Here is a 17,559-nt window from a genome sequence, read left to right on the forward strand (position 1 = left end):
CTGGCATCCCGGCTGATGGAGAGGCATTTTTGAGAAAAGCGATGGCTGGCAATCCGCAGGCGGATGCCAGCCATGGTTTACATGGGTATCCTGCCCGGATGCCTTTCGACCGGATTTACGGCCCTCGATCGGACCCGCCGCAAGGTTTTCGGCGCGGTCTTCCTGCCCGCCGAAGATTGCGCTGTGGGCCACCAGCAAAACAGGATTTTCGTTCACCGCCCCCGCCGCAGTCGGTCGATGCTGCTTGCCATCAGGGAGTAGCTTTGGCGCATATCCACAGAGGATCATCCATGACGCTCAGCTTCGATCCAGACAGCCTGTCCCTGCCGATCGGCCATTTCATCGGCGACCGGCTGATCCCGGCTAAAAACGGCATCGACATGCATCGTCCTTCGGACGGCATCGAATATGCCGGTTGCCCGAAGGCGGATGCGGCACTTGTCGATGAGGCGGTGCAAACCGCCAAAGCCGCACTGAAGAGCAGTAACTGGGGCGGCGTGCGCCCGCGTGAGCGCACCAGGGTGCTGCAACGCTGGGCAGACCTGATCGAGCAGGAAGCCGAGACGCTGGCGAAAATCGAGGCGCTCTCCTCAACCCGGCCCGTGGGCCACCTGATTGCCGGCGATATCGCCGTCACTGCAGAACAGATCCGCTTCTTTGCCGAATTTGCGGACAAGGAGGGCGGTGATCTCGTGCCGACCGACGATACAAGCGTCGGCATGATCATGACCGAGCCCTATGGCGTCGTGGGCGCCATTACGCCCTGGAATTTTCCGGTGTCCATGGCGGGCTGGAAGCTTGGCCCGGCACTCGCAGCCGGCAATGCCGTGGTGCTCAAGCCATCGGAGATGACGCCCTTCTCCAGCATTTTCATGGCGCAACTGGCCATCAAGGCAGGGCTGCCCGCCGGGCTTATCAACATCGTGCTGGGTGACGGGCCAGTGACAGGCAATGCCATCACCGGCCATCCCGAAATTTCCAAGGTCAGCTTCACCGGATCGACGGCAGCAGGTTCGGCCATCATGGCAAATATCGCGCGTACCGGCGTCAAGCCCATGACGCTGGAACTGGGCGGCAAAAGTCCGCAGCTGGTTTTTGCAGACGCCGATATCGAAAAAGCCGCCGCCGCGATCGCCGGCAACATTCTGTCCAATGCCGGGCAGGCCTGCGTTGCCGGCTCGCGCATCATCGTTGAAGAGAGTGTCGCAGAGGCGCTTTCCGCCGCAATCATCGCCCGCATGAAGACGGTGAAGCCCGGCCCGACCTGGGACGAAGCAACACAGTATTCGCCGATCATCTCCGAAGTGCAGCGCCAGCGCATTGACGGCATCGTGCAGGCGGCTGTCGCCCATGGCGGCGAATGCCTGACGGGCGGCGCGATCATGGACGGTCCGGGTTATTTCTACCAGCCGACCTTGATCGCAAATGTCGACCAGACCTCCCCTGCTGTCACAGAAGAGATATTCGGGCCAGTGCTGACCCTGCAAACCTTCAAGACGGAAGAAGAGGCGCTGGCGCTCGCCGATCATCCGACCTACGGTCTTGCCGCGGGTCTTTTCAGCCGCGATATCTCGCGCGTCATGCGCCTGTCTCGCGCCATCCAGGCAGGAACGATCTGGGTCAACCGTTATGGCCGCTCCCGCGACCATATCCTGCCGACCGGCGGTTACAAACGTTCCGGCATCGGCAAGGATCTCGGACGGGAGGCCTATCTCGCCAACCGCAAGAGCAAAAGCGTCCTGATCGGACTGTAACAGGGGAAACATCTTGAAAACGCATCGCATCGCACTCATTCCCGGAGACGGCATCGGCAAAAGCGTGACTGATGCCGCCTGGCAGGTTCTCAACACCGCAGCAAAAAGCTCCGGTTTTGCGCTTGAAGGCACCGAATTCCCCTGGTCCTGCGCCTTCTACAAGGAGACCGGCGCGATGATGCCGAAGGATGGCATCGAGACCCTGCGCGGCTTCGACGCCATTCTGCTGGGCGCGGTCGGCTGGCCAGCGGAGGTGCCGGATTCGGTGTCGTTGCACGGCCTGCTTCTGCCGATCCGCAAGGCTTTTGTGCAATACGCCAATATCCGCCCGCACCGGCTTCTGCCCGGCGTGCAGGGACCGTTGAAAGCGGATGGATTCGACATTCTCTGCATCCGCGAAAATACCGAAGGTGAATATTCCGGTGCCGGCGGACGCGTGCATCAGGGCACCGAAGACGAGGTCGCTGTCGAAACCTCCATCTTCACCCGCAAGGGCGTGGAACGCATCCTGCGCTTCGGCTTCGAGCAGGCGCAAAAGCGTCGCGGCAAGTTGGCTTCCGTCACCAAATCAAACGCCCAGAAATATTCGATGGTGTTCTGGGACGAGGTGACGCAAAAGCTCGCCGCCGAATATCCGGATGTTGAAGTTTCCAGCTACCATATCGACGCCATGGCGGCGCGCATGGTGATGGCACCGGAAAGCCTTGATGTCGTGGTCGCCTCAAACCTCTTCGGCGATATCCTGACCGATCTCGGCGCAGCCATTCAGGGCGGCTTGGGTTTTGCCGCCTCCGCCAATATCAATCCCAACCGCACGGCACCCTCCATGTTCGAGCCGGTGCACGGTTCGGCCCCTGACATCGCCCATCTCGGCATTGCCAACCCCATCGCCGCCATCTGGTCCGGCGCCATGATGCTGGAGCATCTGGGTGAGGCGGATGCGGCCAGGCGGGTCATGGCGGCGCTGGAAAAGGCGACCGGCCAGGGCATTGGCACCGTGCCGGGCAAGGACAAGACAGACGTAATAACTGCCGCAGTTCTCGCGGCTCTCGACTGATTTCGGAGACAGATAATGCAGGGCTTGAAGGATAAGGAACTCTTTCGCCAAACGGGTTTGATCGGCGGCGCATGGAAAGCGGCCGCATCAGGCAGGACGGTCGACGTGATCGACCCGGCGACGCAGGCGGTGATCGGCACCGTGCCGGATATGGGCAGCGTGGAAACCCGCGCGGCCATCGAAGCCGCCAACGCTGCCTTCGGGCCGTGGAAGAAGAAAACGCACGCGGAGCGCGCGGCGCTTCTGGAAAAATGGTTCGCGTTGATGATCGAACACATCGACGATCTCGGCCTGATGTTGACCATCGAACAGGGCAAGCCACTCGAAGAGGCCAAGGGCGAAATCCGTTACGGAGCATCCTTCGTCAAGTGGTTTGCGGAAGAAGGCCGACGCATCAGCGGCGGCACCATTCCCTCTCCGACGCCGGATCGCCGTATCGTGGTGCTGAAGGAGCCGGTTGGTGTCTGCGGCATCATCACACCGTGGAATTTCCCGAACGCCATGATCACCCGCAAGGTCGCACCTGCATTGGCGGCTGGCTGCACCGTGGTCATCAAGCCCTCGGAATTCACGCCCTATTCGGCCCTAGCGCTCGGCGTTCTCGCCGAACGTGCAGGCATTCCGGCTGGCGTCATCAACATCGTCACCGGCATGCCGACGGAGATCGGCAACGAGATCATGGCCAATGAGACGGTGCGGAAAATTTCCTTCACGGGCTCTACCCGTGTCGGTTCGCTGCTGATGCGCGGTGCGGCCGACAGTGTAAAACGACTGTCGCTGGAACTCGGCGGCAATGCCCCTTTCATCGTATTCGACGATGCAGATCTCGATCTCGCCATCGAAGGCGCGCTCGTTTCGAAATTCCGCAATGGCGGTCAGACCTGCGTCTGCGCCAACCGCATTCTCGTTCAGGCGAGCGTTTACGATGCGTTTGCGAAAAAACTGGCTGATCGCGTCGATGCCATGCGTGTCGGACCCGGAACGGAGCTAGGTGTTTCCATCGGTCCGATGATCAATGAGCCGGCAATCGCAAAAATCCGCGCGCATATCGATGACGCCGTTTCCAAGGGCGCCGAGATCATTACCAAGCCTCATGATCTGCCTGAAGGTTCGCAATATACCGCACCGGTGGTGCTGACGGGCGCAACAACCGCCATGCGGCTGGCGAGCGAAGAGACCTTCGGGCCAGTCGCCCCGCTCTTCCGCTTCGAGACGGAAGAGGAGGCGATTGCGATCGCCAACGGCACTCCCTTCGGCCTTGCCGCATATTTCTACACTGAAAGCCTGAAACGCGCCTGGCGCGTGGGCGAGGCGCTGGAGTTCGGCATGGTCGGCCTCAATACCGGCGCGATCTCCACCGAAGTCGCCCCCTTCGGCGGCGTCAAGCAATCCGGCCTCGGCCGCGAAGGCGCACAGGTCGGCATCGAGGAATATCTGGAAATGAAGACGTTCCACATCGGTGGGCTTGCCTGAAGACTGTTTCTTTCTCCCCGCCTAAAGGGCCGCTCTGCGGCCCTTCTTTTTTGGTGCGAAATTGAAAATGCAGCATTTCCAGGGGTGGAAGAAAAATCCGGAGGCATGAATTGGTTTGGCAAAGCCACGGCATTCACGTGTCGTGACCTCCGACCAGATCCAGGGTCCAGCGCGATCACGTCATTGATCGTAAAAGACTATTCACCGTGCAGGCGCGCAGTGGCTGGATGCCAGATCAAGTCCGGCATGATGAAGAAATGAACTCACGCGCTACTGAATCTTATCCAGCATCTTGTAATAAAGCCCCACCAAGGGAAGAAACCAGGGCTTGCCGAAATGGCCAGGCACCGCCGGCCAGTCCATCCCCTTCAGGGGGTTGTTGTCCGGGCGACCCAGAATGGCGTCAGCCATGATCATGCCCAGATGGGTGGAAAGCTGGGCGCCGTGGCCGGAATAGCCCATGGCGTACCAGACGCCGTCATGGAAACCGGCGCGGGGATAACGGTCCTTGGTCATATCAACCAGTCCGCCCCAGCAATAATCGATCGGCACATGCGCAAGCTGCGGGAATATGCGGTGAAGGCTATCCATCAGGATCGCGCCACTTTTGGCATCCGAACGCTGGTCCGATGTCGTGGAAAAGCGCGCGCGGCCGCCGAAGATCAACCGGTTGTCCGGTGCGAGGCGGAAATAATTGCCGATATTCATGGTGTTGACGTAGGTGCGGTTACCCGGGACGGACGCCTTGATCTCGGCATCCGTCAACGGCCGCGTGGCGATGATGAAACTGCCGACTGCGATGATGCGGCGGCGGAAATAGCCGAAGCCGGAGGGCGTGTAGGCGCCGGTTGCCACAAGAACATTATCGGCAGTGACCTTGCCGCGCGCCGTTTCCAGCGTGTGTGTCTTGCCGTTCTGAGTTTGTTTCGTCACCGCCGCATTTTCGAAGATGACCGCACCATGGCGGCTGGCAGCCTGCGCAAGGCCGGCCACATAGCGGCCCATATGCATCATAGCGCTCTTCTTGGACAGCATGGCGCCATAAAAGGGAGAGCCGATTTCCGCCTTGAGATCGTCAACCGACAGAAGCGCCGTGTCGGGATCCACCTCGGCATGAACAGCCTCGAAATTCTTCGCCAGACTTTCGAAATGCTGCGGTTTCGAAGCCATTTTCAGCTTGCCGGCGCGGCGGAAATTACAATCGATCCCTTCCTCGGCGATCAGGCTTTCCAGCGTGTCGATCGAGGCATCCAGCGCCTTGTAGAGCACGATGGCGCGCTCCTTACCGAGTTCCGCCTTGGCGGAGAGGTAGGAGTGGGCCAGCCCGTTGTTGAGGTGACCGCCATTGCGCCCGGAAGCACCCCAGCCGACGCGCTGTCCTTCAAGAACAACCACGCGCGCGCCCGCTTTTGCCAGCTGGCGCGCAGCACCCAGACCCGTGAAGCCGCCACCAATGACGGCCACATCGTAATGGCCTTCGACAGGACCTTGCGCCGCCCCCGCAAACAGGGGCGCCGTGTCGTGCCAATAGGAGACGAGCTTCATGATCCGGTCCTTCCTTACAGTCCAACGACGCCCGCGAGACCGGAAATATCGGAGATCTCCGTATAACCGTAATAGGGGTTTGCCGGTTCGTGGCCGCGGTTGACCCAGACCTTGTTCTTGATGCCGAGATCGTGCGCGGACATCAGGTCGTAGCGGAAGGAGGACGAGACGTGCAGAATATCTTCCGGGCCGCAGCCGAGCATGTCGAACAAATATTCGAAAGCCTTGAAATGCGGCTTGTAGGCCTGCGCCTGTTCGGCGGTATAGACAGCATGGAACGGCGCGCCAAGCTTTGCCACATTCGACATGATCTGCGAATTCATGGCGTTAGACAGAATGACCAGCGGAATTTCCTTGGCAACCTTCGCCAGACCGGCCGGAACGTCCGCATGCGGACCCCATGTCGGAACGCGCTCATAAACCATTACCGCATCTTCGTCCTTGAAGGCCACACCGTTGCGCTTGCAGGTGCGCGACAGGGCGTTATGGACAACTTCGGCGTAAGGCTTCCAGTCATGCATGACCTCGTCCAGGCGATAGGCAGAGAAGTCCTTGATGAATTGCTGCATCTCGGCCTCGCCCAGACGATCACCATAGAGATCGCGGGCAGCTTCTGCCATCTGGAAATGAATCAGCGTACCGTGGCAATCGAAAGTGATGTATTTCGGGCGGAAGATGGTCATGTCGTCGTCGTCCTTGCTTGGGGATGGGTGGTGGCTGCAATAACAAGATCATAGAGGCCTTTGCCCGGTCGACGCACTGCAATTGCCATTCGCGAAAGCAGATTGTTGCGTATGCAGCCGCCAGTTTGGCAGAGAGTTGCGTGCGATAAAACCGGAAGCCGCCGCCCACCCCCGTTCTGCGGATGGAAGCAGATGATGTGCGGCATAAGATGCGGCGGCGGGTAAAAGCAACAGTGAAACATATCGAACCTTGCCATTCGTCGGGACAATGTTCTTTTGCCGCCGGTCTATCAATGAACATGAAGAATAAAACGGAGTTGGGCCATGCAAGCCAGCCTCATCGATATCCAGAAATTTGAGCCGCAACACCTCGACGCCGCCGTCGAGCTTTCCCGCCAGGCCGGATGGCCACACCGCCGGGAAGACTGGGCGCTCGTCCTTTCACTGAGCAAGGGTTTCGTCGCTATCGAAAACGGTCGCGTCGTCGGAACCGCAATGGCCACGCTTCTCGGAGACACCTGCGCCACCGTCAACATGGTGATCGTGGACGAGGCCATGCGCGGCCGTGGTCTCGGACGCAAGCTGATGCAGGCGGTCGTCGATGCTGCGGAAAATCGCGAGTGCCGTCTGACCGCCACCGCTGAAGGCCTCCCACTCTATGAGAAGATGGGTTTCGTCGCATGCGGCGAGGTGCGTCAGCACCAGGGAATTCCTACGGCCGCCGATAAGCCCGCTAACGTGGCATGGGCAGAAACGATTGTACCGGCCGAGCTTGCCGCACTCGACGCGCAGGCATTCGGTGCGGATCGTACGGCACTCTTTACCGAGCTTGCGGATAGGGCACGGTTTGCGGTGGTTCAAAAGCATGGCGCCATCATGGGCTTTGCAGGCCTTCGCGCCTTTGGCCGTGGTGAAGTCATCGGCCCGATTGTCGCGGAAACTGCTGAAATCGCAAAGGATTTGATTGCCTTCGTAGTTTCCGAGCGCCCCGGCGCATTCCTGCGCGTAGACACCACCACCGAGACGGGACTCGGTCCCTGGCTTGCCGAATACGGTCTTGCCCATGTCGGTGGCGGCATCGCCATGCGCCGGCCGAAGGCGGAAACCTCTGCCGACAAAAAACTGAAAACATTCGCGTTGACCAGCCAGGCGCTGGGCTGAATCCGGAGAGACCCATGTTAAGCAATTCACTGATCGAGCTCGACCGCGCCCATCTGGTGCACCCTGTCTCTTCCTTCCGCGGCCATGAAAAGCTTGGCGTTCGCGTGCTGAAATCGGCAAAGGGTGCCACGATTACCGACATGACCGGCCACCAGCTGATCGACGGTTTTGCCGGCCTCTGGTGCGTCAATGCAGGCTATGGCCATGACAGCATCGTGGAAGCGGCGGCAAAGCAGATGCGTGAACTGCCCTACGCCACTGCCTATTTCGACATTGGCAGCGAACCCGCCATCCGCCTGGCCTCCGAACTCGCCGACCGCGCGCCCGGGGATCTCAACCACGTCTACTTCACGCTTGGCGGATCCGACGCGGTGGACAGCACCATCCGCTTCATCCGCTATTATTGGCACGCCAAAGGCCAGCCGCAGCGCGACCAGTTCATTTCCATCGAACAGGGTTATCACGGCTCCACCACCGCCGGTTCAGGCTTGACTGCGCTGCCCGCCTTCCATGCAGGTTTCGGCGTGCCTTACGACTGGCAGCACAAAATTCCGTCTCACTATGCCTATCGCAATCCGGTCGGCAGCGACCCCGCCGCCATCATCGCCTCTTCCCTGCAAATCCTGAAGGACAAGATCGAGGCTATCGGCCCGGAGCGGGTCGCCGCCTTTTATGCCGAGCCCATTCAGGGCTCCGGTGGCGTTCTGGTGCCGCCGCCTGGCTGGATCAAGGCCATGCGAGAACTCTGCCGTTCCTACGGCATTCTCTTCGTTGCCGACGAAGTCATCACCGGCTTCGGCCGCACGGGACCACTGTTTGCCTGTGCCGACGAAGATATCGTGCCGGACTTCATCACAGCCGCCAAGGGTCTGACTTCGGGCTATGTGCCGATGGGCGCCGTCTTCATGGCCGACCATGTTTATGATACAATAGCGGACTTCGCCGGCGATGCCGCGGTCGGGCACGGTTATACCTATTCCGCCCATCCCGTCAGTGCCGCCGTTGGTCTCGAAGTGCTGAAACTTTACGAGGGCGGGCTGCTGGAAAACGGCCGGCGCGCCGGTCAGCGGCTGATGGCCGGGCTGGAAGGATTGAGAAGCCATCCGCTGGTTGGCGATGTACGTGGCCGGGGCATGCTTGCCGCTATCGAACTCGTGACCGACAAAGAGAAGAAAACCCCGCTGCCGGCTGCAGCGGCCCCTGCACGCAAGGTTTTTGACCGCGCCTGGGAAAACGGCCTCATCGTGCGCGCCTTCGCCAACGGCATCCTCGGCTACGCGCCGCCGCTGTGTTGCACCGATGACGAGATCGACGCCATTATAGAGCGGACGCGGAAAACCCTCGACCAGACGCTCGAGGACCCGGCAGTGCGGGCCGCCATGGCCTGAGGCGAACAGTGGATGGCGTTGCGGCACCTTCTCGAAATGTCGCAACGCCGCACATATTCGCAATATTCTGCCGAAGACCCGATCTTTTTCGGAGAATCCGGCGCGCTGGAACTGCCAAACTATCAACAGAAAAAGCACTAAACGCCATAAAAAAGGGCGTTAGCAAGAATGGGAACGGGGCAAGGATCCCGTCCGGGAACAGAATAAAATGCCGCAGCCTTCCCAAGGGCTCTGCGCGGCAAAGCGGAGACCGACATTGCCCAAGAAACTGAGCGACTTCAAATATATGAGCTTCGACGTGGTGGGAACTCTCATCGATTTCGAAGGTGGCTTGAAATCGACCCTGATCCAGATCGGCGCTGAAAACGGCGTTGACGTCGACGGTGAAAAGGCGCTTAGCCTTTACCGCGCGGCGCGTTACTCCGACGCCACCGATCTTTTTCCGGACGATCTCGTCCGCGTCTACCTGATCATCGCTCCGGAACTCGGTTTGCCGGCGGAGCGCGCTCTGGGTGAGCGCCTGCGCGACGCAGCAAAAAACTGGAAAGGCTTTGAAGACAGTCGTGCCGCGATGGCCGAGCTTGCAAAAACGCATCGTCTCATTGCCATGACCAACGCCCAGCGCTGGGCCTTCGAGTATTTCTCGAAGGAACTCGGTAGTCCCTTTTACGCCGCTTTCACAGCGGATGATACCGGCACGGAAAAGCCGGATCCCGCATTCTTCGAGAAGGTTTTCGCCTTCGTTGAAAGCGAAGGCGCATCGAAGGACGACATTCTGCACGTTGCGCAGAGCCAGTACCACGATATCGGCATTTCACGGAAACTCGGGATGACCAATTGCTGGATAGAGCGCCGCCACGCCCAGAAGGGATATGGCGGCACCATCGAGCCGGAGAACTTTACCGAACCGGACTACCACTTCACCTCGATGGCCGGCCTTGCCGAGGCCACGAGACACTCGGGCCGCTGAACCGCCTGTGGCATGACGCGCACTGGGGCGTGGATACCGAAAATTACTGCAGATGCCATTTCAACAAATCATACAAAAGGGGAAGACCATGAGTGACAGGATTACAAATTGGACCCGCTCTGACGATGCCGCCGTTGAACAGGCTATCCGTCGCGGCGCGACGCGGCGAGAGCTGCTTCACATGATGCTGGCCGGCGGCGTAGCACTTTCCGCCGGTTCGGCCATTCTCGGCCGCGCCTCGCAGGCGCTGGCGGCCACTCCCGTTTCCGGCGGCACGCTGAAGGCGGCCGGCTGGTCCTCCTCCACGGCCGACACGCTCGATCCCGCAAAAGCCTCGCTTTCGACGGATTACGTTCGTTGCTGCGCGCTCTATAACCGGCTGAGCTTCCTCGATGTTTCCGGCACGCCCCAGATGGAGCTGGCCGAATCCATCGAAACGAAGGACGCCAAGACCTGGACCGTGAAGCTGCGTTCCGGCGTCACCTTCCATGACGGCAAGGCACTGACCGCCGATGACGTGGTCTATTCGCTGAAGCGTCACCTTGACCCGGCCGTCGGTTCGAAGGTCGCCAAGATCGCCGCCCAGATGACCGGCTTCAAGGCGATCGACAAGAGCACCGTCGAGATCACGCTGGCAAACGCGAATGCAGACCTGCCGGCCATCCTGGCATTGCATCACTTCATGATCGTTGCCGATGGCGCGACCGATTTCTCCAAGGGGAACGGCACCGGTGCCTTCAAGCTGGAGAAATTCGAACCCGGCGTCCGCTCGATCATGTCGAAAAACACCAATTACTGGAAACAGGGTGGTCCGCACGTCGATAGCTTCGAATTTTTCGCGATTGCCGAAGACAATGCCCGCGTTAACGCCCTCATTTCGGGCGATATCCACCTCGCAGCGGCTATCAATCCGCGTTCGCTGCGCCTGCTCGACAAGCAGGAAGGCATCGTTCTGTCAAAGGGAACGTCCGGCAACTACACCAACCTCAATATGCGGCTGGACCAGACGCCCGGCAACAATGCCGATTTCATCGCCGGCATGAAGTCGATCGTCAACCGCGAGCAGATCGTCAAGGCGGCTCTGCGTGGCCTCGGTGAAGTCGGTAACGACCAGCCCGTGCCGCCCATGAGTCCCTACCACAATCCGGACCTCAAGCCGAAGGCCTTCGATCCTGATAAGGCGAAGTTCCACTTTGAAAAAGCGGGTCTTATCGGTCAGTCCATCCCGGTCATCACCTCGGATGCTGCAAACTCTGCCGTGGACATGGCGATGATCATCCAGGCGTCGGCCGCAGAAATCGGTGTAAAGCTGGATGTGCAGCGCGTTCCCTCGGACGGTTACTGGAGCAATTACTGGCTCAAGGCGCCTATTCACTTCGGCAACATCAACCCGCGCCCAACCCCGGATATTCTGTTCTCGCTGCTTTACGCCTCCGACGCGCCGTGGAACGAAAGCCAGTACAAGTCGCCGAAGTTCGACAAGATGATGCTCGAAGCACGCGGTATGCTGGACATGGACAAGCGCAAGCAGATCTACTTCGAAATGGAAAAGATGATCGCCGACGAAGCCGGCACCATCATTCCCGCCTATATCACCAATGTCGACGCCATCACCTCCAAGCTGAAGGGTCTGGAAGCCAATCCGCTCGGCGGCATGATGGGTTACGCGTTTGCTGAATACGTCTGGCTCGAGGCCTGATAGACCAAGGGGCCGGGCGCCGATGCGCCCGGCAACCTTTCCGCCGGTGCGGGAAGCCTCCACAGCTGGAGCGACACTTTGAAAAACAAGCGGTTTTCGCCTGATATCTCGCTACAGCTATATAATTTGGATCATGATGATTTCAGGTCGATCGGGCCTGAAATCATCATGATCCAGGCAGGTCGCAGGAGCATGTAAATGAACAGCCGGATACTCTCCCTTATCGCCAGGCGGCTGGTCGTCATGCTGACGACGCTGCTTATCGTATCGTTTATCGTCTTTTCCGCCACCAGCCTGCTGCCCGGCGACACGGCAACGATCCTTCTTGGCCAGTCGGCAACGCCGGAGGCCGTGGCCGGTCTGCGCACCGCCATGCATCTCGACGACCCGGCCCTTCTGCGTTTTGTCCGCTGGCTTTTTGGCCTGGTGCACGGCGAACTCGGCACGTCCTACGCCAACAATATGGCGATCGCCGACCTCATAGGCCCACGTTTCGTCAACTCCATGAAGCTTGCCGGCATCACCACTGTTATCGCCGTGCCGCTGGCCCTGACGCTCGGCATCAGCTCCGCCATGCTGCGTGGAACGCTTTATGATCGCGCCGTCACCATCCTGACCATCGGTGTCATTTCGGTGCCGGAATTCATGATCGCGACGCTCGCGGTTCTGCTGTTCGCCGTATATCTGAAGTGGCTGCCAGCCCTGTCGCTGGTCAGCGAGGTGCATACCGTATTCGATGTGCTGCGGGTTTACGCCATGCCGGTCATCACGCTCACCTTCGTCGTGTCGGCACAGATGATCCGCATGAGCCGCGCCGCCGTCATCGAGACGCTCGATACGCCCTATGTGGAAATGGCGCTCCTGAAAGGCGCACCGCGCATGCGCATCGTCCTTCGCCACGCACTTCCCAATGCGCTTGGCCCCATCGTCAATGCGGTGGCCCTTTCGCTCTCCTATCTCGTCGGCGGCGTCATCATCGTCGAGACTATCTTCAATTATCCAGGCATCGCCAAGCTGATGGTTGATGGCGTCGCGACCCGTGATCTGCCGCTGATCCAGAGCTGCGCAATGATTTTCTGCGTCGGTTATCTCCTCCTCATCACAACCGCCGATATCATTGCCATCATGTCCAATCCGAGGCTGCGCTGATGACCGACAATATCAAAACAACTTCGGGGACCTCGCGCTTGGGTTACAAAATCAACGTCGTCGGCGTTTTCGGCTTTCTCGTCATTTTTCTCTGGGCCATGGTTGCGATCTTTGCGCCCTATCTCATCCCGCATCCCGTCGGTGAAATCGTCGATCTGGATTATTTCGGTCCGATGACCTCCGATCTCTGGCTCGGCTCCGACTATCTCGGCCGCGACGTGTTTTCCCGCATTCTCATGGGCGCGCGTTTCACGGTCGGCATCTCGCTTGCCGCCGTAACGATCGCCTGCGTGTCGGGCGTCGTTCTCGGCATGAGCGCTGCCGTGGTCGGCGGCTGGTTCGATGCGGCACTCAGCCGTTTTCTCGATGCGGTGAACTCCATTCCAAGCAAGCTTTTCGGGCTTGTGGTTGTCGCTGCCGTTGGCTCCTCCATTCCTGTGCTGATCGTCACCCTGTCGGTAATCTATACGCCCGGCGCCTATCGCTTTGCCCGGGCGCTCGCCGTCAATGTTAACACCATGGATTTCGTCACCGTCGCCCGCGTGCGCGGCGAGAGCCTCTTGCACCTTATCAGCTCCGAAATCCTGCCCAACATCATCCGTCCCGTGCTGGCCGATCTCGGCGTGCGCTTTGTGTTCATCGTGCTGCTTCTTTCGGGCCTTTCCTTTCTCGGTCTTGGCCTGCAGCCGCCGAATGCAGACTGGGGTGCGCTGGTGCGTGAAAACATCGGCGGTCTGCCCTTTGCCGCGCCAGCCGTGATCTTTCCGTCGTTGGCGATTGCCAGCCTGACGATCAGCGTCAATCTGCTGATCGACAATCTGCCGCAGAAAATCCGCGACAGGAGCGAATAATGACAAATCTTGTTGAAATCCGTGGACTTAAAGTCGAGGCGACCACCGATTCCGGCCGCCGCATCCAAATCATCAGGGGTGTAGACATCGATATCGCCGATGGCGAGATCGTCGCATTGATCGGCGAAAGCGGCTCCGGCAAGACCACCATTGCACTGACATTGATGGGATATGCCCGCCCAGGCTGCCGTATTTCCGGCGGCAGCGTCACGGTGGCAGGCCGCGATATGGTACAGCTTTCCGAAATGGAACGGGCGAAGATTCGCGGTACGAAAATCTCCTACGTCCCTCAAAGCGCCGCAGCCGCCTTCAATCCGGCGCAAAAGATCATCGACCAGGTCATAGAGGTCACCCGCATCCACGATCTGATGCCGCCGCAGGAGGCGCGCCAAAGAGCGGTGGAACTGTTCAAGGCATTGTCACTGCCCAATCCCGAAACCATCGGCGACCGTTATCCGCACCAGGTTTCCGGCGGCCAGCTTCAGCGTCTCTCCGCCGCCATGGCGCTGATCGGCAACCCGGACCTGGTCATTTTCGACGAACCGACTACGGCACTCGACGTAACGACACAGATCGAGGTTCTCCGCGCCTTCAAATCAGCGATGCGCAAGGGCGGTATCGGCGGCGTTTATGTTTCGCACGATCTCGCAGTCGTCGCCCAGATTGCCGATCGGATCGTGGTGCTGAAAGGCGGCGAGATACAGGAAACCGGCACGACCACGGATATTCTCGAGAATGCACAGCATCCTTATACGCGGGAGTTGCTCACCGCTTTTAACGACAAGGTACGCACCGTAGCGCCGCTAAAACAAAGTGACGCGAAGCCGCTGCTGGATATCGAGAAGCTGATCGCCGGATATGGAACGAAAGGCGAAGACCATATGCCGCTGGTGCGTGCGGTCGATTCCGTCAGCCTTGCAGTCTATCCCGGACGCAATCTCGGCATCATCGGCGAATCCGGTTGCGGAAAATCGACGCTGGCGCGCGCCATTGCCGGCATTCTGCCCGCCGCCAGCGGTCATGTCATCTTCGAAGGTCGGCAGTTGGACGCCGATGCCCGCCAACGCACCAGCGATCAGTTGCGCCGCATGCAGATCGTCTTCCAATATGCCGATACGGCGCTCAACCCGGCCAAATCCATCGAGGATATTCTCGGCCGGCCGCTGACCTTTTATCACGGCATGAGAGGCAAGGCGCGCGACGCCCGGATCGACCAGTTGCTGGATATGGTGAAGCTGCCGCGCTCGGTTCGCCACCGCCATCCTTCCGGCCTGTCGGGCGGACAGAAGCAACGCGTCAACTTCGCCCGCGCGCTCGCAGCAGAACCATCGCTCATCATTTGCGATGAAATTACCTCGGCGCTTGATACGGTCGTCGCAGCCGCGATCATCGACCTGCTCGGCGAACTCCAGCGAGAGCTGAACCTCTCCTACATCTTCATCAGCCACGATCTCTCTGTGGTGGAAACCATCTGCGACGAAATCGTCGTGATGTATGGCGGGCAGAAAGTGGAGCATCTGGCAACGGAAGCGATCAAGTCGCCGACCCATCCCTATTCGAAGCTCCTGTTCTCCTCGGTACCGAAGCTCGACCCGAAATGGCTCGACAATCTTCAGCAGGATGCAGAGTTGGTGCGGGCGTTTTCCAAGAGGTGACAACATCACTTTCGTCATCCTCGGGCTCGTCCCCAGGATGACGTTGAGTATGAAGCGACGTATCTCGATACTCTGGCGCCCCTGCTAAGGGACGTCTTCCACCTCAAAGCGGAAACAGGCTGGTCAGCGGCATATGCGATTTGATGATCGGAGATTTCAGCACAACGAAGCTGAAATATTTGTCGATACCGACATCCATGTCCGTCAGCCGCTCCATGATCGACTGATATTCGACGATGCCGGAGGTGACGAATTTCAGGAGGTAATCGTAACCGCCTGAAACGAGGTGGCATTCTACCACTTGATCGATCTTTTCGATAACGCCGAGAAAACGGGCGAAGTCGATCTGGCGGTGGTTCTTGAGCGTGATCTCGGTGAATACCGTCAGCGTCTGGCCGAGTTTGTTGATGTTGATCTGTGCCGAATAACCTTCGATATAGCCCTCGGCCTGAAGCTTCTTGACGCGCATCAGGCAGGGGCTTGGCGAGAGATTGACAAGCTCCGCCAGCTCGACATTGGTGATGCGACCATTTTTCTGGAGTTCGTAAAGGATCTTGATGTCGATCCGGTCAAGTTTCATCACGTGCGGAACCCCTTTTATATTTTTTCGTGCACGCGGCATAAAATTCTGACGCGGCCATGGAAATCTTATCACATGAGCGTGCCCTGTCGACGCGGGGATGTTTTTTTCATCCAGCATAAAGAGTTGCAGACATGGCTACGAACAGCAGGAGATTCCGGCAATCGGCGCAGTCTGGCAGCGTTTACCCGGCGACTAAGGTAAATTAAGACGAATACAAGGAGCCCCACCATGCCTGCGCCGCTGCAACAGATCACGACATCACCGGAACTGCCGAAATCGGCGGACGCCGTCATTATCGGCGGCGGTATCGTCGGCGTGTTCGCAGCCTATTACCTCGCCCGGCGTGGCCTGAAAGTGGCTCTTGTCGAAAAAGGTCTTGTTGGCGCGGAGCAATCCAGCCGCAACTGGGGTTGGTGCCGGCAGCAGAACCGCGACGCCCGCGAATTGCCGATTTCAACGCAGAGCCTGACGCTCTGGGAACGGTTTGCCGCAGAAAGCGGCGAAGACACCGGTTTCCGCCGCTGCGGATTGTTCTACCTGAGCGACAACGAAGCTGAAATTGCCGGCTGGGCGCGCTGGCGCGACTTTGCCATCACCGCAGGCGTGACGACGCATATGTTGAGCGCGGATGAGGCGAGCAACCGCGGACGCGCAACTGGAAAACGCTGGAAGGGTGGCGTCTTTTCGCCAACGGACGGCACCGCCGATCCCTCGATGGCGGCGCCGGCCGTCGCGCGTGCCCTCATAAAACTGGGCGGAACGGTGCACCAGAATTGCGCCGCGCGCGGTCTGGAGACGGAAGGTGGTCGCGTTAGCGCCGTCGTTACCGAAAAAGGCACGATCCGCACCAAAACCGCCATCATGTCCGGCGGCGCCTGGGCCTCGTCCTTCTGCCGCCAGCTCGGAATTCGTTTTCCGCAGGCCGCTGTCCGCTCCTCAATCCTGTCCGTCACAGCAGGTGCGGAAGGACTGCCGGATGCGCTGCATACAAAAGCCGTTTCTGTAACACGCCGGAGCAACGGCGGTTACACGCTCGCCATCAGCGGCCTCGGTCGCATCGACCCGACCGCGCAGCAAATGCGGTTTGCACGCGAATTCGTTCCGATGTTCCTCAAGCGCTGGCGCAGCCTGCGGCCGGGTGGATTGGAAGGGGTTCGCGGTGGGCACGAAACGCTGAAGCACTGGCGGCTCGATGCGCCGACGCCGATGGAACGGGTTCGTATTCTCGATCCGAAACCGAATGCCGCCGCCATCCGTGAGACCCACAAAAGGGCGCTGGAACTTCTGCCTGCACTCCGCAAAACCCAGATATCCGCTGCCTGGGCCGGCTTCATCGACAGCACGCCGGATGGTGTGCCCGCCATCGGCGAGACCAGCGAATTGCCCGGCTTCATCCTCGCCGCCGGTTTCAGCGGCCACGGTTTCGGCATCGGCCCCGGCGCTGGCCACCTGATCGCCGATATCGTGACGGGTTCAACCCCGATCGTTGACCCCGCCCCGTATCATCCCAGCCGTTTCCTTGACTCGTCATGGGGAAAGGTCGCGGATTTCTGATTGTTCTACGCAGGCCAACAGACGTATCAAAACAGCA

The 17,559-nt window shown here is 59.6% G+C and carries 15 protein-coding genes; 12 read left to right on the forward strand and 3 right to left on the reverse strand.

Annotation, left to right across the window (positions count from 1 at the left end; all coding sequences use genetic code 11):
• The first annotated feature begins 72 nt into the window (after nt 1-72).
• The 4 genes from ACQZ6D_RS10660 to ACQZ6D_RS10675 are packed head-to-tail and all read left to right on the forward strand — an operon-like array spanning nt 73 to nt 4,284.
• Entirely contained in the window at nt 73-261 is a 189-nt protein-coding gene (locus ACQZ6D_RS10660) for a hypothetical protein (RefSeq protein WP_236762994.1), read from the forward strand.
• 29 nt (nt 262-290) lie between these two features.
• The gene (locus ACQZ6D_RS10665; protein WP_003511064.1) at nt 291-1,754 is read left to right on the forward strand and encodes an aldehyde dehydrogenase family protein; all 1,464 of its coding nucleotides are present in this window, start codon (nt 291-293) and stop codon (nt 1,752-1,754) included.
• Nucleotides 1,755-1,767: 13 nt separating this feature from the next.
• Nucleotides 1,768-2,811: a tartrate dehydrogenase gene (locus tag ACQZ6D_RS10670; protein WP_025595562.1), complete on the forward strand. Its 1,044-nt coding sequence runs from the start codon at nt 1,768-1,770 to the stop codon at nt 2,809-2,811.
• 15 nt (nt 2,812-2,826) lie between these two features.
• Nucleotides 2,827-4,284, forward strand: coding sequence for an NAD-dependent succinate-semialdehyde dehydrogenase (locus ACQZ6D_RS10675; protein ID WP_111795365.1), 1,458 nt, complete (start codon nt 2,827-2,829; stop codon nt 4,282-4,284).
• 270 nt (nt 4,285-4,554) lie between these two features.
• On the opposite strand, the gene ACQZ6D_RS10680 is transcribed toward ACQZ6D_RS10675, so the two are convergent.
• Nucleotides 4,555-5,829 (reverse strand): NAD(P)/FAD-dependent oxidoreductase, encoded by a 1,275-nt coding sequence (locus tag ACQZ6D_RS10680; protein ID WP_448729916.1) that lies wholly within the window; start codon nt 5,827-5,829, stop codon nt 4,555-4,557.
• A gap of 14 nt (nt 5,830-5,843) precedes the next feature.
• Nucleotides 5,844-6,512 carry a haloacid dehalogenase type II gene (locus ACQZ6D_RS10685; RefSeq protein WP_003511068.1) on the reverse strand — a complete coding sequence of 223 codons (669 nt, stop codon included), beginning with the start codon at nt 6,510-6,512 and terminating at the stop codon, nt 5,844-5,846.
• 324 nt (nt 6,513-6,836) lie between these two features.
• Here ACQZ6D_RS10685 and ACQZ6D_RS10690 point away from each other — a divergent pair, with 324 nt between their 5' ends.
• The 7 genes from ACQZ6D_RS10690 (at nt 6,837) to ACQZ6D_RS10720 (ending at nt 15,385) form a co-directional block, all read left to right on the forward strand.
• Nucleotides 6,837-7,673, forward strand: a complete 837-nt coding sequence (locus ACQZ6D_RS10690; protein ID WP_112650779.1) for a GNAT family N-acetyltransferase — start codon at nt 6,837-6,839, stop codon at nt 7,671-7,673.
• A 14-nt stretch (nt 7,674-7,687) separates the two neighbouring features.
• The gene (locus ACQZ6D_RS10695) at nt 7,688-9,061 is read left to right on the forward strand and encodes an aspartate aminotransferase family protein (RefSeq protein ID WP_003511070.1); all 1,374 of its coding nucleotides are present in this window, start codon (nt 7,688-7,690) and stop codon (nt 9,059-9,061) included.
• A 256-nt stretch (nt 9,062-9,317) separates the two neighbouring features.
• A complete protein-coding gene (locus tag ACQZ6D_RS10700; RefSeq protein WP_112199057.1) occupies nt 9,318-10,031 on the forward strand; it encodes an HAD-IA family hydrolase in 714 nt (237 codons plus the stop codon).
• Between the two features lie 88 nt (nt 10,032-10,119).
• Nucleotides 10,120-11,730 (forward strand): ABC transporter substrate-binding protein, encoded by a 1,611-nt coding sequence (locus ACQZ6D_RS10705; RefSeq protein ID WP_013761652.1) that lies wholly within the window; start codon nt 10,120-10,122, stop codon nt 11,728-11,730.
• Between the two features lie 198 nt (nt 11,731-11,928).
• Nucleotides 11,929-12,879, forward strand: a complete 951-nt coding sequence (locus ACQZ6D_RS10710; protein ID WP_448729917.1) for an ABC transporter permease — start codon at nt 11,929-11,931, stop codon at nt 12,877-12,879.
• Nucleotides 12,879-13,730, forward strand: coding sequence for an ABC transporter permease (locus ACQZ6D_RS10715; protein WP_013761653.1), 852 nt, complete (start codon nt 12,879-12,881; stop codon nt 13,728-13,730). Before ACQZ6D_RS10710 ends, ACQZ6D_RS10715 begins: the two co-directional genes overlap by 1 nt.
• Nucleotides 13,730-15,385, forward strand: a complete 1,656-nt coding sequence (locus ACQZ6D_RS10720) for an ABC transporter ATP-binding protein (RefSeq protein WP_065659592.1) — start codon at nt 13,730-13,732, stop codon at nt 15,383-15,385. The genes ACQZ6D_RS10715 and ACQZ6D_RS10720 overlap by 1 nt, the downstream gene beginning before the upstream one ends.
• Before the next feature lie 103 nt (nt 15,386-15,488).
• Here the strand turns inward: ACQZ6D_RS10720 and ACQZ6D_RS10725 are convergent, their stop codons facing one another.
• Nucleotides 15,489-15,965, reverse strand: coding sequence for an Lrp/AsnC family transcriptional regulator (locus ACQZ6D_RS10725; RefSeq protein WP_013761655.1), 477 nt, complete (start codon nt 15,963-15,965; stop codon nt 15,489-15,491).
• Nucleotides 15,966-16,196: 231 nt separating this feature from the next.
• Between ACQZ6D_RS10725 and ACQZ6D_RS10730 the strand changes: the two genes are divergently transcribed.
• Nucleotides 16,197-17,522 carry an NAD(P)/FAD-dependent oxidoreductase gene (locus ACQZ6D_RS10730; protein WP_025595541.1) on the forward strand — a complete coding sequence of 442 codons (1,326 nt, stop codon included), beginning with the start codon at nt 16,197-16,199 and terminating at the stop codon, nt 17,520-17,522.
• Nucleotides 17,523-17,559: the final 37 nt, after the last annotated feature.

This window comes from Agrobacterium sp. 22-3639C2, assembly GCF_053522105.1.